Below are 20168 nucleotides of genomic sequence, written 5' to 3'. Positions count from 1 at the left end.
GATGATTGCCTCACGAAGCTTTTTCAATATGATGACTATTTATGGATAAAAGTAGTAAAATCTTCCACAGAGTAACGTATTTTTTGGAAACCATCAGATAGTTTTTTTCCGATAGGCAAAAGAAGAATTGGATCTAATTCGGGATTGATTTCAAATGTAGTCATGATGGCTTCAAAATCAACACCTCGCATAGGGACAGAGTCGTAACCATAGGCTTGGGCAACATACATTAAATTCATAGCAAACAAGCCTAAATCAAAGCGCAGTCCTTCTTTATCCTTATCCTCGGGATGTAAAGAAAAATAAGCTTCAATCCTTTTTTTGCGACGTTCAGCCTCAGAAGAGTCCATTATATCATTTTGGATATAGAATGTTAGTAGTTTGTCAATGTCATAGGCCTTTTTATCACCAAGCAGTAGAAAGACTGCGGAAGCATCTGCTACTTGCTGTTGTTGATAAGAAAAGTTTTTTAATTGCTCTTGGATTTCTTTGTTTTTAAAAACTACAACTTTCCAAGGTTGAAAATTATTGCTCGAAGGCGCCTTACTAGCGCTTTCCAATATTTGGTAAATGGTATCATCTGAAATAGTGTCATTTGGATCAAATGAACGAATGGATTGTCGTTTATTGAGGAAATCAAGATTCGTTTTCATCGATTTTTCTCCTTTACAAAATAATAACTATTTCATTATAATATGGATAAAGTGAAAAAAACAGTAGGCACATTATTGTGACTGAGGAGAGAAAGATGAATAGCCATCAACATTGGGAATGTGGCATTACGAGAGTAATGGATTCAGTTAGTGGAAAATGGAAGTTGAATATTTTATGGGTCATTTATTCAAATAAACAGATTCGCTTTAATCATTTATTGAGAAGGGTAAAAGGAGTTACGAGAACGAGTCTAACTCGCTCTCTGAATCAATTAATTGCTGATGAACTAGTACTGCGCAAGGATTTTCATTCTATGCCACTGAGGGTGGAATATTCCTTGACTGACAAGGGGAAAAAGCTATTTCCTTTGTTACTGGAATTAAATCAGTGGGGGAAAGAAAATCTTTAAGGATAATTTAAGCTAGTGACTCTATACTATAGTCATCAGATAAAAACCTCCTAAATTTATTTGATAGAAACCTAATCTTTCTAATAATAATCTCCGAAGAGAGTGGGACAGAAATCGGTAATTCGTTAGAATTCGATTTCGTCGTCCCACCTCCGCACAGTTGAGTAGGGGTGTAAAAGCTGATGAAATCAGCGTAGTAGAGCCCACTCAACCACTGCGTCTTGCTCGACAATCCAAAGACAATTGAGAGGCTAGGACTTTTGTCCCAGACTCCTTTTTATTTTTTAGAACCAATCCCATAATAAAAATTTTATAAAAAAGGAATATAAAACTTGACAATGGTCAACAAAAAGAGTAATATCTTAACTGGTTAATAAACCGGTTAAGAAAAAACTGTTTTTGAAATTTTATAACACATTTTTTGAAAATAGTTATATTTCTAACTAAATAATAAACTGGTTAAGGAATTGTATGAAAGTAAAAAACTTTATATTTGTTTTATTCTCGTATTAGTAAGTGTTTTAATGATTTCTTGTGGAAAAAAGGATAGGAGTGGTCCTAATGAACAGCAAGGACTTCATATTGTTGCGAGTTTCTATCCGATTTATTCGATGCTTAAAGAAGTTTCGGGAGATCTGAATGATGTGAGAATGATTCAATCAGGAGCTGGTATTCATGAGTTTGAACCAGCTGCTAGTGATGTGGCTGCCATTTACGATGCAGATCTTTTTGTATATCATTCAAGGACTTTGGAAACTTGGGCTGGTAGCTTAGACCCATCAATAGAAAAATCCAAAGTACAAATGATAGAAGCTAGTGAAGGAATGAAATTGGACAAGGTTGCAGGACTAGAAGAGGTAGCATCTGAGGGAGACATTGATGAAAAGACTCTCTATGATCCCCATACCTGGCTTGATCCAGATAAAGTGGCCGAGGAAGTGCAACTGATTGCTCAGCACTTATCAAAGGTTGATCAAAAAAATGCGACTATCTATGACAAAAATGCTCAGCAGTATATAAAAAATTAAAAAACTAAGTCAAAAATACCAGGAAATTTTTAAAGGAGTAAAAGAGAAGACATTTGTTACTCAACATACAGCTTTTTCTTATCTTGCCAAGCGTTTCGGTCTGAAGCAATTGGGCATTTCAGGCATTTCTCCAGAGCAAGAACCCAGTCCAAGACAGTTAGCAGAGATTCAAGATTTCATTAAGACTTATCAAGTCAAGACCATTTTTGTAGAAAGCAATGCTTCTTCTAAATTGGCAGAAACACTTAAGAAGTCGACAGGGGTCAATCTCAAGGTGTTGAATCCTTTAGAAGCTGTTCCTGAAAATGACAAAACTTATTTGGAAAACTTAGAAGAAAATCTGGCTATTTTAGCAAAAGAATTAAAAAATTGAGGTTAAATATGAAAAAGAAATATATTATTCGTTCGGTCGCAGCTTTAGCAACTTTGAGTGTTTGTGGCTATGTTCTGATGCAACATCAAGCAGAACAGACACAAACATCACAGTCTAAAAATAGCATAGCTTATGTAGATAAAAAATCAAAAAGTAAACAAGCTAACAGGGCGCAAAAGCAAGAGAAATTAAAACCAGAACAGGTCAATGAAAAAGAAGGAATCAAAGCAGAGCAGATTGTTGTTAAAATAACAGATCAAGGCTATGTAACTTCTCATGGTGACCATTATCATTATTACAATGGAAAGGTTCCATTTGATGCTATTTTGAGTGAAGAGTTAATCATGCGAGATCCTCATTATCAGTTACAGGATGCAGACATCGTTAATCAAGTCAAAGATGGCTATATTATTAAGGTATCAGGTAAATATTACTTGTACTTGACGAATGCTAAAGAAACAAGCAATGTCCGATCTGTAGATGAAATCGCACGCCAAAAGAAACTTCATCCTAAAAAAGAAAATGGTGAAGAAGATAACTCAGAAACAAGATCTGATCAAAAAGTAAGCAGAAAATTGCAAGATTTTAGTCATCCAAGTGCTTCGTATGCTGCTGGTAAGAGAACCTATTCATCAGCAGATAATTTGAATCATCGTGATGGTGGAGCTTATAGGACAGACGATGGTTATGTCTTTAGTCCATCTGATATTATATCTGATACTGGTGATGGCTTTTTAGTGCCTCACGGTGGCCATATTCACTATATTCCAAAAGGTGATTTATCACCGAGTGAATTAGCAGCTGCGCAAGCATATTGGAATTCTCGAAATAAGAAGGCAGATGATTCCACTGAAAAGCCAGTTGGAGAAAAGCAAGATTCTCTTTCTGTTGAAAAAAAACCAGGAACTCCAAATGCCCACAATCAATCAAAACAGGGCTTAAATAATGGACAAGCGGATAAATCAAGTCAAGAATCTAAAGCGGATAAATCAGAAAGCAATCGCAGAGGAAATCAGCTAGATTCAGAAATTGGAAAGACAACAAATTACTTCGGATTGTTGCAAAAACTTTATAATACACCGCGCGAAAATCGTTATGTTGAAAAAGATGGTCTTATTTTCGACCCTGCAAAAATTGCCCACAGGACTGCTGAAGGAGTAGCCATTCCGCACGGTAATCACTATCACTTTATTCCTTACAGCAGCTTGTCAGCCCTAGAAGAGGAGATTGCCAGAAATATACCGGTTGCAGGTCAAAAGGCTTATCCTAAAGCGAGAACAAATCTATCTCACCAAGAACCCAAGCCTGATCAGCGCAATCAATCAACAGATGTACATAAACCGACAAAGCCAGGCAATGATCAAGCAAAAAAACCGTCCCAACCAACAAAACCAGTCGAAAAAGATGACCACGGTTTCCACGCTGAAAATGTCATCTCAAAAGATGAGGAAGGATACGTTGTTCAACATGGTGGCCATGCGCATTACTTCTTTAAAAAAGATTTGTCAGCAGATCAAATTGCTGCAGCTGAAGCACAGTTGACAAAGCATCAACATTCAGCTCAACCAAGTCAAGAGAAGTCTGATTATGATCGTTTTTCTCGTGATGCGAGCGATGAAGAAAAGATGGCCTATATCTCTAAAACATATGGAGTTCCTCGTGAAGCTATTAAGATTTCCAAAGGTTTCTTCGTCTTTAATAATCCAGATCAAGCTTATGATCCAACCCATATCCATCCCTATGCTGTTAGAAAAGAACATGTCCGTATTCCTATAGAAACTGGTAATCCTGAGTTAGACTTTTTAAATGAACTCTACACAACGGCTCTTCGTTCAGGCTTGTCACCATACAGCATTCAAGTCGAAAACGGTCAGTTTGTCATTCCTCATGGAGATCACAATCATTACATCCGAGTTCAATCTAAAGGGGTTAACTTAGGCTTGAAGAATAAATTGCCTGCTTTACAATCAGCATATCAAGCCGGAGCTTATAGTGAAAAGGCTGTTTTAGAGAAAGTTGATTCACTACTAGCTGCTAGTCGAACAATCTACGCAAATGATCTCTTGATGCAACGTCGAATTGAGCTTGCTTTAGGTAATTTTGTAGAAACCATGAAGCAGTTGCCGAGCAACTCAACAGCTGGTTATTTAGCAAGTTTGGAGCAGTTTGATAAGCATTATATTCATGTGGATAAAAATGCCAAGAGCGAGCAACTGACAGAAGTAGATAAGAAGTATCAGGAATTAGTTGATAAGATCAAACGCTTGGAAACAGATAGCTACAATGTTAATAAAGTTTCCTTACTAAACGACTTGCAAATGGCGAAGGTTGAAAAAAATGAAGATAAGATGAAAGAAATTGATCAGCTTCTGACCAGTCTTCAAGATTATCAAGACCGGACAGGTATGACCTCTGTCGAATATCTTAAGACCTTCTACCTTGCTGTAGATGATGCTCGCCTGCAACCGGAACTACGTAAAAAAGTTGCAGATTTAGCTATGAAACTTTACAAGTCGCAAGCCTTTATCGAAGCTGTAGATTTGAAAGCTTTGTTCTTAGACCTCTATCGAACCAAACTAGAAGTTGATGAGGCTCTTGCTAGTGGAGAGGCAAGTCAAGCTAAAGATAAAACTATTCTAGATATCGAAAAAACGGATGATCAGAACTACAAAACAGCCATTTACGGTTTCTTAAAAGAACTTTATGGTGAATTTGCGCCACAGCCAAAAGTAGAAATTCCTGATGCAACCTTCCAAGCACTCTTCCTGCAAGGACAAACACTTTTAGATAAGGTTAAAGATTCTACCAGTCAAGAAAACTACAAGAATCAATTATTGGCTCTTCAAGCTGATCTTAAAGAAGGACGTAAAGATCGGGAGACCATCTTGGAAGAGCTTAAGTTACTCTTGTCTCAAATAGTTGATACTATTAAAAATCAGCAAGAAGAAACAAATCCAAAAGATCAAGAACTGTATAAGAAAATTTATGCTTTACTGATGGCAGCCCATAAGCTACTTGAAGAGCAAAATGCGTCAGACGAATTATTTACTAAAGTCGATGCTTTATTTGATAAACTTGCAGATAGCAAAGTCAATAAAGAAGAGTTGCTTGCCGAAGTTCAATCGTTTGTTGAGAGGCTTCAAAATCAAGGGAAGGTAGAAAAAACAGTTTCTGATACACCCAAATCAGAAGAAAAAGAATTTGAAACTGTAAAACCTAAGGAAACTCCAACTGATAGTTCATCCAATCAGGCATCTAGTGAGCCTAACGAGTCTACTAGTTCATCAAGTGAAAGTTCCACAACAACAGAAGCAGCTAGTCCTGCTTCAGAGCTAAAAGATCAAGGAAGCGAGGCTACTCAAGAAGAGCCAGCACAGCCTTCTGAACAGGCATCTACAACAAATGAAGTAAGCAATTAATAAATAAAAGATTTATTCTGAGAAAATTTTAATAAGATTACCTAGGATTTATCAGACGAAATCTCATTCATAAAAGCTTAATCAAATTAGAAGAATAAAAAAACGAACAAGCTAATTTCGAAAAGAATTAGCTTGTTCGTTTTTTATGTTCAAGAGAGGTTTATTTTTCTTGATAAGAGACGATACCGATAATGGTATCGACAGCGCGTTCCATGGTTTCTAGGCTGACATACTCAAAGCGCCCGTGCATGTTCTCACCGCCGGCAAAGAGGTTCGGTGTCGGAATACCCATAAAGGAAATTTTTGAGCCGTCAGTTCCGCCACGGATAGGCTCGATAATAGGCTGGATGTCAAGACTTTCCATAACTGCCTTAGCGATATTGATAGGGGTCATGTCTTTTTCAATGACCTGCTTCACATTATAATACTGGTCTTTGAGGGTCAAGATGATACGCTCGCTGCCCAGCTCTTGGTTCATCTTATCAGCAATGGCCTGCATAGTAGCTTTGCGATTTTCAAAAGCCTCTGTCTCAAAGTCACGGATAATGTAGCTTGCTTGGGCTTCTTCGACTGTACCAGTCAGATTCATCAGGTGGTAGAAGCCTTGGTAGCCATCGGTTTTCTCTGGTCGATCGGCTTCTGGTAGCTGGTTGTGGAAGTCAATAGCCAGCTGGAGAGCATTGATCATTTGGCCTTTGGCAGTTCCTGGATGGACATTGCGACCTTGGAAGGTCAGTTCTGCTCCAGCAGCGCTAAAGGTTTCGTACTGGAGCTCTCCTAGTGGTCCGCCGTCCACAGTGTAGGCAAAGTCCACATCGAAGTCTTCAGCGTCAAACTTATCAGCTCCGATACCGATTTCTTCGTCTGGGCCAAATCCCACTCGGATTTCTCCGTGCTTGATTTCTGGATGAGTAGAGAGGTATTCGATAGCAGTCATGATTTCAGCAATACCTGACTTGTCGTCTGCTCCCAAAAGGGTTGTTCCGTCAGTCGTAATCAGAGTTTGCCCCTTGTATTTATGAAGACTGGTAAAGTCAGCAGGATCTAAGTTAAAGCCAGACTGGCCAAGTGGAATCACACCGCCATCATAATTTTCAATAACCTGTGGCTGGATGTTTTCTGCGTTGAAGTCCGCCGTATCCATATGGGAAATAAAGCCAATCTTTCGGGTAAAGCTTGGATCGTTGGCAGGCAGAGTTCCAATCGCAAAGCCGTTGGGCAGGTAGTAGACATTTTCCAAGCCAACCCGTTTCATTTCAGGAATGAGGACATTGTTAGCAAAGTCCACCTGACTCTGGGTGCTGGGTGTAGTAGTAGATGTCTCGTCTGAGCGCGTGTTGACTTTGACATATGTCAGGAAACGCTCTAAAAGATTAGGATATTTCATAAAATCTCTTCTTTCATTTTGATTTAAATCTATTTTAGCATATTGATATGTTTCTGACAAAGTAGAAAAGAATAGAAAAGTCATACTTATTTTGACTGATATCATGTTATAATAGCAGAGAGCTTTAGAAAAAGAGGGAAATATGACTAAAAAAACTCTCTGAGAATTTTTCTCAGAGAGTTTTTACTATTTAATGTACGGGTTTAATGTAATGATTTAAGGTGAAAAATTTTACATGGTGAAGACAATTGCTATATACTGAAGAGCAGAAGCAGCTAGGATAAAAAGGTGCCAAATCATATGGAAATATGGTTTTTTCTTAGCATAAAATCCTGCTCCAATGGTATAACAGAGACCGCCAGCTAGCATCAATCCCCAAAAGAGTGGACTTGTTTGATTAATGATTGGGGGAATAATAAAGACAACCAACCAGCCCATGATGAGATAGAGTGCCAAGCTAAATTTCTCGTTGACTTTTTTGGCAAAAATTTTATAGAGAATACCAAAAATAGTTGTTCCCCATTGAATGAGAATGATTAGATAGCCGATCCAATTATTCATCAAAGCTAAGACAACAGGTGTATAACTACCTGCAATAGCAATATAAATCATGCTATGGTCAATGATACGTAAGATATACTTGTGAGTGGATCCGTAGGACATAGAGTGATAAATTGTAGACGAAAGAAACATGAGAAATAGACTGATGACAAAAATGGAGACTCCAATAGCTGATAGTAAGCCATGGACTTCATAGCTATATATAGCTGATAAGGGCAGTAAGATAAGAGTAAGGAAAGAGCCAACTGCATGCGTGACAGCATTTCCGACTTCTTCTCCGAAACTGAGTCGTTTGCTAAGTTTAAAGGTTTGGTTCATCGATCATTTCTCCTTTCAAATCAAGGACTAATTGTCTAGTTTGGTGATATAGTTTGACAGTTTGGCAGGCAGATAAGACTACAGGATGCGGTGATGTCGAGCACTTTTCATCTCTCATACACATTACAAACTGATCATAAAAAGTTTCAGAACTTTCCTCATTGGTTACGAGAAATTCTACTGTTTCAATAATATCCTGAATAGGAAATACAGGTTTCAGAGTTGTAAGGATGATTAAACGTGCAATCTGTGTACGATTGTACTTTTTTTGATTGGTTTTTGAATTTGTCCATGTTTAACATAATTGTTAATCATGGCAGCCGTTAGCACCTTTTCTTGTTCGGGAAAAGCCTTTTGATTGACTGTGTTTACATAGAGCAAAACTTGATCAAGATATAAATCTAGTTCGGGCAAATCTTTCCAATTTGGGAAAAGAACCATAAGTTATCCAACTTTCTATAATCTAGTATAGATAACTAGATTATAGAATAACTGACACAAAATTGCAAGAGAAAAACGTAAAAATAGTCAAGGTTTGATAAGTTTTGCTATAATGAATCTATGAAAATCTTAATCCCAACAGCTAAAGAACTAAATACAAACCAACCTGATATTCAGCCAATTTCATTGTCCGAAAAGACAAGAGCAGTCATTCAGGAATTAAGTCACTACTCTATTGAAGAACTAGCCAAGCTCTATCAAGTTCGTCTAGAAATGGCTGAGAAAGAGTATGAGCGCATTCAGGCTCTTCAAAATGATAAGGCAAGGTATTATCCAGCTCTCTCCCTTTTTGATGGTCTTATGTATCGAAATATCAAAAGGAAAGATCTAACCATATCTGAAGAACAATATATTCGCGATCATCTTTTTATCACTTCTAGTTTATATGGAGTTATTCCAGCCTTATCTCCTATTGCTCCCCACAGGTTAGATTTTATGACTAAATTAAAGATAGAAGGGCAGTCGCTCAAAAAATGGTGGACGCAAGAATATGCCCAAGCAGTGGAAGGAGACGAGCTCTTATTGTCGCTATTATCAAGTGAATTTGAAGATGTATTTCCTCAAGCAGTGCGCGAGAGATTAATAATATTTAAATTTCTAGAAGAAAAAGATGGGAATTATAAGGTTCATTCGACCATTTCTAAGAAAGCTCGTGGACAATTTTTGAGTTGTTTGATTGAGAATCATATTACCAAACTCTCTGATATTAAACAGATTTCTTTCTCTGAATTTAAGTTTCAAGAAAAGCTTTCACAAGAAAAAGAATTTGTTTTTGTAAAGAAAGTAGATGGGTAAGACTTTACAAAAAAAGCGAAATTATTTATAATCAATTATGGAAAACGGTTGCAAATGATAATCAATTTTTTGAAAATGGAGGTGAAAAAATGCAAGAAAAAAGTCGGACATCAATTACAATGAAAGATGTGGCTAGTCGGGCTGGTGTTAGTGTTGGAACAGTTTCGCGCGTTATTAACAACGAGAAAGGGATCAAAAAAGTCACACTAAAAAAGGTACAAGAAGCAATTGAAGAGTTGAATTATATACCAGATAATTATGCGCGGGGACTAAAAACTAACAAAAGTAATAATATTGCTCTTATAATCCCGACAATTTGGCACCCTTTTTTTTCAGAATTAGCCTATTACGTTGAAAAAGAATTACTTAAAAATCATTATAAGCTACTCATTTGTAATGCTGATGGTGATGCCAAAAATGAGATTGAGTATATCCAAATGTTAGAGAAAAACAAGGTAGATGGTATTATTGCTGTAACTTATTCAGATGTTGATAAGTATGTTTCGAGCAGTTTGCCTTTTGTAAGTTTTGATCGACATTTTTCTGAGAATGTCTCCTATGTGACTTCAGAAAATTATAAAGGAGGGCAGATGGCAGCAGAAGAGCTGCTTAATCGAGGTGCTAAACAGCTCGCTTATATTGGAAGTACCAATATTCATGAGAATGAAACTAAGCAACGTGAATTAGGTTTTTGTGAAAAGCTGATGAGTATGGGGCATTCTGTTTTAAAATTAGATATGTCAGAACCACTTGTTGAACCAGAAAAACAGATTGAGAAATTTTTACTAGAACATTCGACAATTGATGGTATTTTTGCTATTAATGACTTTATGGCTATTAAAGTTATGAAAGTAATGGAGAAATTTGGAAAAAAAGCTCCTCAAGATTATCAGATTATCGGTTTTGATGGTTTGAGAAATGCTGCCGATCAAACTTATTTACTGTCAACAATTGCACAACCTCTGGATAAGATTGCTCAAGCCTCTGTTAAATTATTGCTGCAACTTATTTCTAAAGAAAAAGCTGTGTTATCAAGAGTTTTATTACCAGTTTTTTTTGCAGAAGGTGGCACTACAAAAAAAATACAGAAATTACTTGACAAAAAATGAAAGCGGTTGTATAATAAAATCATAAAAATGAAACGTTTCAAAAATATAAAGGTTTAATTCAAACCTTTATATAAAATAACAAAAAATGAAACGTTTCAAAAAGGAGGAAAATATGCGTAAAGGCGTAGTTCTATCAATGGTTGCTGCTCTATCACTAGGGCTTCTTGCTGGATGTAGTGGAGGATCATCTAGTAAGACTTCGAAAGAAGCGGCATCAAAAGATGATGTGAAAGTTTGGGTCCAATTTTCTGATGAGACTGCAGAAGGGAAAGCTTGGGAGCAAGTAGTCCAAAACTTTAATAAGAAGTATAAGGGAAAATACAAAGTTGTAACCGAGTATATTCCACGTAGCGGAAGCGGCGGTGGATATGAAGACAAGGTTAACGCCGCGATTACGACAAATAGTTTACCTGATGTGATTACGCTTGATGGCCCGAATACAGCAGCATATGCTAAATCAAAGGTTATTACTCCATTAGATGATTATTTGAAAGATAATAATATGGAGGATGTCCTTGACAGTATTAAACAACAAGGGACTTACGATGGTAAATTCTATGCATTTGGTTACTCAGAATCAAACGTAGGAATTTACTATAATAAAAAAATGTTTAAAGAAGCAGGAATTGATGAATCAAGTTTACCGACTTTGAAAAAACCTTGGACTTGGGATGAATTCAAAGCGGTTAGTAAAAAGCTAAAAGATCACTTTAAAGAAGCTGCTATTGATTTCCGTTTGAACTCAAATGATGAAATGCTTCCTTATGCATATATGCCACTGATTTGGTCAAATGGTGGACGTGTTGTAAATGAAGATGGAACAAAAGCTGAAGGCTACTTTAATTCCAAAGAAAGTACGCAGGCTGTTCAATTTATCCAAGATTTAGTGAAAGAAGGGTATACAACTGTTAGCCCAGTTGAAAAAGGATTTGAAACTGGACAGTATCCAATGGTGTTAAGCGGTTCGTGGACAATTGCTGATTTGCAAACCAACTATAAAGATATTGACTTCGGTATCTTGCCATATCCTGTTTCAAATAAAACTAAGAAATTAGTATCACCTTCAGGAAGCTGGCAATTAGCTGTTACGACTAAGTCTAATAAAAAAGATGCTGCTGCTGAGTTTGTTAAATTTGCAACGAATACTGAATCAAGCGAGATTTTAAGTCTTGGAAATAGTGTACTGCCAATCCGTAAATCAACTATTGAAAATATAAAAGATAAAGTTTCTGAACCAATGCGTTTCTTGATGGAACAAAATGCAGCTACTGCGCATGCACGTCCCGTTGTAGTAGCTTATCCGCAAGTATCACGTTCATTCCAACAAGCTATGCAAGACATCAGCTACTATGAAGAAAATCCAGATGTTCAAAAAGTGCTTGATTCACGTGCCAAAGAGATGCAAACGGCTATTGATGATAGTTTGAAAAAATAGATGACAATAAAACTGGGTGGGGCGAAACGTCAAATATGAAGTTGGTCTCAGCCAGTTTTTGTTTAGCGAATATGCAAATAAGTATGTCAAATGCTGAATGTTTCGTTTCTGCATTCAGTTATCCTGATTTTACTTAATGTGTCATATCTTGGGGGGATTTAATATGAACCAGAAGAAGAGTTTAAAATTAAAAGAGAATCTTTTAGGATATGGTTTCTTATCGCCGGCTTTAATCCTGCTTTTGATTTTCCTGGTTATTCCAGTCTGTATGGTTGTTTATTATGCTTTTACAGATTATTATTTATTGACACCAGACGACAGAAAATTTATTGGTTTAGAAAATTTTATTCGTTTGTTTAAAGATCCAATTTTCTTAAAGAGTGTTGTCAATACGGCTCAATTTGTTGTATGGATTATTCCTGTTCAGCTTGGTGCAGCGTTGGGTATGGCTTTGATTGTCAATAAAAAACGTAAAGGAAATATGTTTTTTAAGGTAGCTTTCTTTGCTCCAGTTGTAATGTCACTAGTTGTTATTTCAATTTTATGGCTTTATCTATTGAATCCAAACAATGGACTTTTGAATGCCTTGTTGAATAAAATTGGAATTGCGGCTCAGCCATTCTTGAGAAGTCCCAAGCAAGCAATGTATGCGATTGTTTTTGTATCTGCCTGGCAAGGTGCAGGTTATCAAATGCTCCTTTTCCTTGGTGGTATGCAAAATATTCCACAAGATGTTTATGAAGCAGCTGAATTAGACGGTTTCACTAAATGGGAACAATTCCGTTACATTACAATGCCACTTTTGAAACCAACTGCTTTGTTTGTCCTCTTGACAACCTTGATTTCTGCTTTCAAACTCATTGTACAGCCGATGGTTATGACTCAGGGTGGTCCGATGAACTCAACTATTACAATGGTTTATTATATTTACCAACAAGGGTTCACAGATCGATTGGTTGGCTATTCAAGTTCAATTGCACTTGTATTTACAACATTGATTGGTATGATAAGCTTAGTCCAAAGACGTGTATTGAAGGAGGACAACTAGAATGAAACGTAGAAAATTTTTTAGACCAACGACTATTCTGGAATATGTCCTCTTAACACTCTTAGCTGCTCTCTTTCTTTTTCCAATGATTTGGATGGTGGTTTCCTCTATGAAGCCAGAAGCTGATGTTTACAAGAATTTGACAGGTTGGCAGGCTTTCTTACCAAGTTTAAATCCAGCAAATTGGTTTAAGCCTTATCAAGAAGTTTTAGAGCGTTTTAGCATCCTTACTTATATCGGAAATAGTATTTTCTATGCTGGAACTTTTGCTATAGGATCTATCATCGTGAACTCTTTAGCAGGTTTTGCCTTTGCTAAAATTAACTTTTCTGGGAAAAAACTTTTATTTGGTATCCTTTTGGCTTTGTTGATTATTCCAATGGAAACGATGTTGATTCCTCAGTTTACCATTATTAACGCACTAGGGTTGGTTAATAATCGCTTAGCTGTTATTATACCTGGTTTAGCAAGTGTTTTTAATATTTATCTATTTAGAAATTTTTTTATTGCTATTCCTGAAGAAATCATCGAATCAGCTCGGATGGATGGCGCAAGTATCTTACGGATATTCTTCCGTATTATGCTCCCCATGTCTAAACCTGCAGTAGCAACAGTAGGAGTCTTGTCTTTTATTTCTAGCTGGAATGATTATATTTGGCCACTCATGGTTTTGACGGATTCATCAAAATTCTCTCTCCAAGTTGCGATTACAACCATTAATACAACTCAACCTGTCTATATCAACCAAGTAATGGCTGTCTTAACGATTTCAACAATCCCATTGATCTTGGTTTATATTGTCGCTCAAAAATACATTATTCAAGGTTTGGGTGGTTCAGGGACAGGTATTAAGTAGGTGACTTTATGAAAGAAAAGATTGAACAAGCAAATCGATATATCAAAGAAAATCGTCATCGAGTTAATCATTGCTATCGAGGCAGGTTTCATTTGTTGCCCCCAATTGGTTGGATGAATGATCCAAATGGTTTTGTTTACTATAAGAACGAGTATCATCTCTTTTATCAATTTTACCCATATGATAGTGTTTGGGGTCCTATGCATTGGGGACATGCTAAATCAAAAGATTTGATTCACTGGGAGGAATTACCAGTAGCTTTGGCTCCGAGTGAAGTTTATGACAGAAATGGTTGTTTCTCGGGAAGTGCCATTGTAATAGATGATAAGTTAGTTCTTATCTATACTGGTCATGTTGAAGAGGGAAATGTACGCAAAGAGACTCAATGTATGGCAGTTTCACATGATGGTATTCATTTTGAAAAATATGCCGGAAATCCAGTTATTGGAGAAAATCATATAAAGGGAATTGCGGATATTGCAGATTTTCGTGATCCGAAAATAATGAAATATGACAACCACTATTATACAGTTGTCGCTTCTAAAACTGCGGATGCCCGCGGACAAATCCTCTTATTTGAATCGGAAGATTGTTTTAATTGGAAATTTAAGTCTGTATTATTGGAAGGAAAACCCGGTCAAGGAATCATGTGGGAATGTCCAGATCTCTTTGAATTGGATGGCAAGTGGGTTCTTATTATGTCTCCAATTGAGATGGAACGTAAAGGCAACCAATATTGGAATTTAAATTCTACTCTTGCATTCATTGGAGAGGTTGACTGGAAATCAGGTTATTTTCAAGTGGAAAATTTTCACGAAATAGATGGCGGATTGGATTTTTATGCTCCACAGACCTGTGTTAATGACAAAGGGGAACGCTATCTAGTAGCTTGGCAACAAATGTGGCATCGAAATATTCCCACACATGATTTAAATCACGGATGGGCTGGTATGATGACCATTCCTCGTAAATTATCCATTAAGAATAATCGTTTGTATCAAGAGATTCCTGAGACATTAACAAGCCAACTAACTATACAAGAGAGATTTTCAGGTCAAGTTGATCAATCAGAATTGGTCTTTTCCAGTACTGTTAAACAACAACAATACCTAATACTAGAGCTTGAAAAGCCAAAAGATTTTGAATTGCTATATGCAAGAAATGTCACAAATCAGCAGGTAGTGAAAATCTCCTATAATGCAAGTAAACAGGTCTTATCTTTGGGACGTGAACGATTGGGTCATAAGATTATTGGAAAAGAAGAACCTTATGCGGATATTCGCCATCTGAATATATCAGATTCTCCTAAGTCATTAACATTGGAAATTCTTCGAGATATTAATTCAATCGAGCTTTTTGTAAATGGACAAACAATGTCTATGACGTTTTATGAAAAAGAATTTGGGACAGATATCGTCTTAACAAATGCAGATAAATTGAATATAAAAACGTTAGAATTTTATGATATAGATTGAGTAATATTAATTTTTTTGCCCCCTATTTAAACCAGTTTAAGTAGCCTAAGTTTGGTAGCTTAAACTGGTTTTAATGTTGGTTGAATAGGAAAAACACTGAGATTGATATCCCAGTGTTTTAAACTATTGTAGTTATAATTCTAGTTGATAGCAGTAAGAAGAGCGTCTGCTTGTGCAGCGAGACTGGAAAGAGTTTCTTGACTTGCGATAAATTGTCCATCTGCCCATGCTGAGTCATTGACACGAGATTGGGTAAATTCACCAACGACTGTTGTGCGAATGAATGGGAGTAAATCATTAAAGATTGCAAATAATTGATCTTGTCCTGCATTTGCTACAGAAGAAACTGTTACGATTTTTTCGTTGATAGCAGAAACGCCACGGGTGTCTGATAGATCGAGTGCACGAGAAAGCCAGTCCAGCAAGTTCTTTACAGAGCCGGGAATAGAGAAGTTGTAGACTGGCGAGAAAATCCAGATAGCATCCGCAGCTAAAACTTCTTCACGCACTTTTGTAACCGCAGCAGGAGTAGATTGTTCTAAGTCTTGGCTGAATACAGGTACTTGGGACCAGTCCAGATAAGATACTTCAGCTCTTCCAGCGAGTACCTTTTCTGCTTCTTCAGCTAGTTGATGTTTAAATGAACCTTGACGAAGTGATCCGACGATAAATAGTACTTTTGACATGATAAGTCCTCCATTTTTAAATTCTAAAGGAATTTTCCTCTTGTTACTATTTATGTTACAACACAAATCACTAATTAGCAATAAATTAGCTCAGGTTTTTGAATTTTTTTAAAATGGTAATCAGAATTTCCTTATCAGCGTCGGATAAAACAGCCAATGCTTCTCGGACACAGAGAATATGCTGGGGAAGAATTTTTTCAACTAAGTCACGACCTTTAGGCGTCAAATTGATTAAGGAAGAGCGACGATCGTTGGGATCACCATTACGAAAAATAAGGCCATCTCGAACCATGTTTTTGATGACGACAGTCATATTACCAGAGGTCGCCAGCATACGATTGATCAGGTCTTGAATACGCATTTCACCTTTACTATAAAGAGTTTCTAATGCAGAAAATTGAGTTGGCGTTAGATTATTTTCTTTGATAACTCGATATTCGATGGAGCGGATTGTACGCTCAGCTTTTCTAAAAACGATCATTGTTTTTAAGTCTAGATGATTATCTTTTAATAATTGATCAAGTGTTTCCATAGGCATATTCTATCAATAAATAGTGTTAAAATCAATGAGAAAAAGATAGAAAATTAGTTGGATTTATAGTATAATGGACGAGTGAAAAATAGAAGAAAACAAGATAAAAGTATCCTTATTTGGCAATATATTATTGGAAGCGGTGTTCTTTTAACTGTGCTTGCATTTTCCTTGCTCAATATTTTTAATCTTTCTATGGAACCTTATCAGTCTGCGAAGTCTAAGACGATTGATTTGGCTCATAAATATGCTGGAGTTAGTCGAATTGACAGCTTTGCTATTTACAATGGGAAAAAAAGCTATTATAGCTTGCTAGGAGAAACAAATCAAAAAAGACAACGAGCTGTTTTGATTGAAAAGGGTTCTGGTAAGATTTTTGTTTATGAGCTGAAAGATGGAGCGAGTCAAGAAGAAGCCGAAAATGTCGCAAAAGAAAATGGTGCTACAAGAATTGACAAAGTGACGTTTGGATATTTGAATGGTCAACCGATTTGGGAAATTAAATCGGGCACGAGCTACTATAATGTCGGTTTTGAAAGCAAAACATTGCTTAGCAAGGAGGGACTATGAAATTATCGAAGCGCGTATTAGAAATGCAAGAAAGTGTGACATTAGCAACAGCAGCACGTGCTAAAACTTTGAAGGCGCAGGGGCGAGATATTCTGTCTTTGACCTTAGGAGAGCCAGACTTTCCGACGCCTAAGAATATTCAGGAAGCAGCAGTGGCTGCTATTGAAGACGGCAAAGCTAGTTTTTATACGGTGACGAGTGGTTTACCAGAGCTAAAAGCAGCAGTGGTAGAGTATTTTGCTAAGCATTATGGTTACAGAATCCAGCCTAATCAAGTAACAGTGGCAACAGGTGCTAAGTTTTCTCTCTATACTTTCTTTATGAGTGTGCTTGATCCAGGAGATGAAGCTCTTATTCCTACACCTTACTGGGTCAGCTATGGTGATCAGATTAAGATGGCCGAGGGGATTCCCGTTTTTGTCCAAGCTACTGAGGAAAATGATTTCAAGATAAGCGTGGAACAGTTAGAAGCTGCTCGTACTGATAAGACCAAGGTCTTGGTTTTGAACTCGCCTTCTAATCCTACTGGTATGATTTATACAGCAGATGAGTTGCTTGCGATTGGAAACTGGGCTTTAAAGCATGATATTATGATTTTGGCTGATGACATCTATGGACGTTTGGTTTATAATGGCAATACATTTACGCCAATTTCCAGTCTTTCTGAGGAGATTCGCAAGCAGACAGTGGTCATCAATGGTGTTTCCAAAAGCTACTCCATGACAGGCTGGCGGATTGGCTATGCTGTAGGTGAGCCGGAAATTATTGCAGCTATGAGCAAGATTGCTGGCCAGACAACTTCAAACCCGACAACTGTTGCTCAGTATGCGGCTATCGAAGCTCTGACGGGGAGTCAGGATACGGTCGAGAATATGAGATTGGCCTTTGAAGAACGCCTGAATACCATTTATCCCTTGCTAGCTCAAGTGCCTGGCTTTGAAGTTGTCAAGCCTCAGGGAGCCTTCTATTTCTTCCCAAATGTTAAAAAAGCGATGGAAATGAAAGGCTATACCGATGTGACAGCCTTTACCACAGCCATTTTAGAAGAAGTTGGTGTGGCTCTGGTGACAGGAGATGGATTTGGAGCGCCAGAAAATGTCCGCCTCAGTTATGCGACTGATTTGGATACTTTGAAAGAAGCGATACGTCGTCTTAAGGATTTTATGGAGAAGTAAGAATGATTGATCATTTTGAGATTAAAGCAAGGGATCTGCAAGTTTCAAAAGATTTTTATACAAGCTTTCTTGCTCCACTTGGTTACAAATTAGCTTATAGAAGTGCTTCGCTACTTAGCTTTGTTGCTGCCAACAGTCCTCATCCTGGTGGAGATTTTTGGTTAGGGAAGGGGGAGCAGTCTCCAGTCCACTTTGCTTTTTTGGCAGAAGACCATGAGCAAGTTCAGGCTTGCTATGAAGCTGGTTTGAAGGCAGGAGGAAAAGATAATGGCGCCCCTGATTATAGGAGTGACCATCCTCCTTATTATGCAGCTTTTATTCTAGATCCAGATGGTAATAATATCGAAGTAGTTTGTCACAAAAAATAAAAATAGAAAAGAGAAAAAACGTGTCGAAAAAGAATATAACGATTGTTGAAGTAAAAAACTATGTTGGTCAAGAAGTGACCATTGGTGCTTGGGTTGCCAATAAGTCAGGTAAGGGTAAGATTGCTTTCTTACAGCTTCGTGATGGCTCGGCTTTTTTCCAAGGTGTGGCCTTCAAGCCTAACTTTATCGAGAAATTTGGTGAAGAAGAAGGCTTGGCGAAGTTTGACACGATTAAAAAGCTCAGCCAAGAGACTTCTGTCTATGTTACAGGGATTGTCAAGGAAGATGAGCGCTCAAAATTTGGTTATGAGCTGGACATCACAGACATCGAAATCATCGGTGAGTCAAATGAATATCCAATTACGCCAAAAGAACATGGGACTGACTTCCTTATGGATAATCGTCACTTGTGGCTCCGTTCTCGTAAGCAAGTGGCTATGATGCAAATCCGTAATGCTATTATCTATGCAACATATGAATTCTTTGATAAAAATGGCTTTATCAAGTTTGATAGCCCAATCTTGTCAGGAAATGCGGCTGAGGATTCAACGGAGCTCTTTGAAACAGACTACTTTGGAACTCCGGCCTACTTGAGTCAGTCAGGTCAGCTTTATCTAGAAGCAGGTGCCATGGCTTTGGGGCGTGTCTATGACTTTGGACCAGTATTCCGTGCAGAAAAATCAAAAACCCGCCGTCACTTGACAGAGTTCTGGATGATGGATGCGGAGTATCCTTTTGTTACTCATGATGAGTCACTCGACTTGCAGGAAGCTTATGTTAAAGCCTTGATTCAAGGTGTTCTAGACCGTGCTCCTCAAGCTTTGGAAACGCTGGAACGTGATGTTGAACTTTTGAAACGCTATATTGCTGAGCCTTTCAAGCGTGTTACCTATGATGAAGCGATTGACCTCTTGCAGGCTCATGAAAATGATGAGGATGCGGACTATGAACATCTGGAACATGGAGATGACTTTGGTTCGCCACATGAAACATGGATTTCAAACTATTTTGGTGTACCAACCTTTGTTATGAATTATCCAGCTGCGATCAAGGCCTTCTACATGAAGCCAGTTCCTGGAAATCCAGATCGCGTCCTCTGTGCGGACTTGCTTGCTCCAGAAGGCTACGGTGAAATCATTGGTGGTTCTATGCGTGAGGAGGATTATGACGCTTTGGTTGCTAAGATGGAAGAGCTTGGTATGGATACATCAGAATATGAATTCTACTTGGATCTTCGTAAGTATGGATCTGTCCCACATGGAGGCTTTGGTATTGGTATAGAGCGTATGGTAACCTTTGTAGCAGGGACTAAGCATATCCGTGAAGCCATTCCATTCCCACGTATGCTACACCGTATTAAACCGTAAAACGAATCAAACGCCCATGTGGCGTTTTTTCAACAGTAAACTATGAAATAATCCAAATACAGAATTTTAGAGAAAGAAGAGGTAGGAGTTATGTAACCAGCA

General features: G+C 37.6%; 17 protein-coding genes and 2 pseudogenes. 13 read left to right on the top strand and 6 right to left on the bottom strand.

The annotated features are described in order from the left end of the window. Nucleotides 1-35: 35 nt before the first annotated feature. Nucleotides 36-653, bottom strand: coding sequence for a nitroreductase family protein (locus HMPREF9182_RS02010; RefSeq protein ID WP_009755028.1), 618 nt, complete (start codon nt 651-653; stop codon nt 36-38). A 95-nt stretch (nt 654-748) separates the two neighbouring features. Here HMPREF9182_RS02010 and HMPREF9182_RS02005 point away from each other — a divergent pair, with 95 nt between their 5' ends. The 3 genes and pseudogenes from HMPREF9182_RS02005 to HMPREF9182_RS01995 all read left to right on the top strand — a co-directional run bounded on the left by HMPREF9182_RS02005 (nt 749) and on the right by HMPREF9182_RS01995 (nt 5883). After that, nucleotides 749-1063, top strand: coding sequence for a winged helix-turn-helix transcriptional regulator (locus tag HMPREF9182_RS02005; RefSeq protein WP_009443357.1), 315 nt, complete (start codon nt 749-751; stop codon nt 1061-1063). Nucleotides 1064-1587: 524 nt separating this feature from the next. Further along, nucleotides 1588-2464: pseudogene (locus HMPREF9182_RS02000) on the top strand (metal ABC transporter solute-binding protein, Zn/Mn family). 8 nt (nt 2465-2472) lie between these two features. Continuing rightward, complete coding sequence (locus HMPREF9182_RS01995; protein WP_009443556.1) at nt 2473-5883, top strand: pneumococcal-type histidine triad protein; 3411 nt, start codon at nt 2473-2475, stop codon at nt 5881-5883. Nucleotides 5884-6043: 160 nt separating this feature from the next. Here HMPREF9182_RS01995 and pepT read toward each other — a convergent pair whose 3' ends face one another. The 3 genes and pseudogenes from pepT to HMPREF9182_RS01980 all read right to left on the bottom strand — a co-directional run bounded on the left by pepT (nt 6044) and on the right by HMPREF9182_RS01980 (nt 8590). Then, complete coding sequence (gene pepT / locus HMPREF9182_RS01990) at nt 6044-7270, bottom strand: peptidase T (RefSeq protein ID WP_037602552.1); 1227 nt, start codon at nt 7268-7270, stop codon at nt 6044-6046. 231 nt (nt 7271-7501) lie between these two features. Then, nucleotides 7502-8149: a PAQR family membrane homeostasis protein TrhA gene (gene trhA / locus HMPREF9182_RS01985; protein WP_009754922.1), complete on the bottom strand. Its 648-nt coding sequence runs from the start codon at nt 8147-8149 to the stop codon at nt 7502-7504. Then, nucleotides 8133-8590 (bottom strand): annotated as a pseudogene (locus HMPREF9182_RS01980) (DUF1836 domain-containing protein). The gene trhA and the pseudogene HMPREF9182_RS01980 overlap by 17 nt, the downstream one beginning before the upstream one ends. A 120-nt stretch (nt 8591-8710) precedes the next feature. On the opposite strand from HMPREF9182_RS01980, the gene yaaA reads away from it, so the two are divergent. The 6 genes from yaaA (at nt 8711) to HMPREF9182_RS01950 (ending at nt 15368) form a co-directional block, all read left to right on the top strand. Beyond that, the gene (yaaA, locus tag HMPREF9182_RS01975; protein WP_009443953.1) at nt 8711-9445 is read left to right on the top strand and encodes a peroxide stress protein YaaA; all 735 of its coding nucleotides are present in this window, start codon (nt 8711-8713) and stop codon (nt 9443-9445) included. An 89-nt stretch (nt 9446-9534) separates the two neighbouring features. After that, entirely contained in the window at nt 9535-10554 is a 1020-nt protein-coding gene (locus HMPREF9182_RS01970; protein ID WP_009755100.1) for a LacI family DNA-binding transcriptional regulator, read from the top strand. A 112-nt stretch (nt 10555-10666) separates the two neighbouring features. Then, on the top strand, nt 10667-11989 hold the full coding sequence (locus HMPREF9182_RS01965; protein WP_009443843.1) for an ABC transporter substrate-binding protein: 1323 nt from the start codon (nt 10667-10669) through the stop codon (nt 11987-11989). Between the two features lie 163 nt (nt 11990-12152). Then, nucleotides 12153-13037, top strand: coding sequence for a carbohydrate ABC transporter permease (locus tag HMPREF9182_RS01960; protein ID WP_009754376.1), 885 nt, complete (start codon nt 12153-12155; stop codon nt 13035-13037). Nucleotide 13038: 1 nt separating this feature from the next. Continuing rightward, nucleotides 13039-13893 (top strand): carbohydrate ABC transporter permease, encoded by an 855-nt coding sequence (locus HMPREF9182_RS01955; protein ID WP_009443370.1) that lies wholly within the window; start codon nt 13039-13041, stop codon nt 13891-13893. Nucleotides 13894-13901: 8 nt separating this feature from the next. Next, on the top strand, nt 13902-15368 hold the full coding sequence (locus HMPREF9182_RS01950; protein ID WP_009754631.1) for a glycoside hydrolase family 32 protein: 1467 nt from the start codon (nt 13902-13904) through the stop codon (nt 15366-15368). 140 nt (nt 15369-15508) lie between these two features. Here the strand turns inward: HMPREF9182_RS01950 and HMPREF9182_RS01945 are convergent, their stop codons facing one another. Both HMPREF9182_RS01945 and HMPREF9182_RS01940 read right to left on the bottom strand, forming a co-directional pair. After that, the gene (locus tag HMPREF9182_RS01945; protein WP_128080262.1) at nt 15509-16057 is read right to left on the bottom strand and encodes an NADPH-dependent FMN reductase; all 549 of its coding nucleotides are present in this window, start codon (nt 16055-16057) and stop codon (nt 15509-15511) included. Between the two features lie 82 nt (nt 16058-16139). Then, complete coding sequence (locus HMPREF9182_RS01940) at nt 16140-16586, bottom strand: MarR family winged helix-turn-helix transcriptional regulator (protein WP_009754444.1); 447 nt, start codon at nt 16584-16586, stop codon at nt 16140-16142. 81 nt (nt 16587-16667) lie between these two features. Between HMPREF9182_RS01940 and HMPREF9182_RS01935 the strand changes: the two genes are divergently transcribed. Genes HMPREF9182_RS01935 through asnS form a run of 4 tightly spaced genes read left to right on the top strand, consistent with a single transcriptional unit; the run spans nt 16668 to nt 20066 of the window. Continuing rightward, on the top strand, nt 16668-17156 hold the full coding sequence (locus HMPREF9182_RS01935; RefSeq protein ID WP_009754971.1) for a cell wall elongation regulator TseB-like domain-containing protein: 489 nt from the start codon (nt 16668-16670) through the stop codon (nt 17154-17156). Beyond that, the gene (locus tag HMPREF9182_RS01930; RefSeq protein WP_009443965.1) at nt 17153-18331 is read left to right on the top strand and encodes a pyridoxal phosphate-dependent aminotransferase; all 1179 of its coding nucleotides are present in this window, start codon (nt 17153-17155) and stop codon (nt 18329-18331) included. Before HMPREF9182_RS01935 ends, HMPREF9182_RS01930 begins: the two co-directional genes overlap by 4 nt. Before the next feature lie 2 nt (nt 18332-18333). Beyond that, nucleotides 18334-18699 (top strand): VOC family protein, encoded by a 366-nt coding sequence (locus HMPREF9182_RS01925; RefSeq protein ID WP_009754591.1) that lies wholly within the window; start codon nt 18334-18336, stop codon nt 18697-18699. A 20-nt stretch (nt 18700-18719) separates the two neighbouring features. After that, a complete protein-coding gene (asnS, locus tag HMPREF9182_RS01920; RefSeq protein WP_009443328.1) occupies nt 18720-20066 on the top strand; it encodes an asparagine--tRNA ligase in 1347 nt (448 codons plus the stop codon). The last annotated feature ends 102 nt before the right edge of the window (nt 20067-20168 follow it).

Source organism: Streptococcus sp. oral taxon 056 str. F0418, from assembly GCF_000220065.1.
Taxonomy (GTDB): domain Bacteria; phylum Bacillota; class Bacilli; order Lactobacillales; family Streptococcaceae; genus Streptococcus.
Note: the sequence above shows the minus strand (reverse complement) of the source record. Positions and strands in the feature narration are given on the sequence as shown.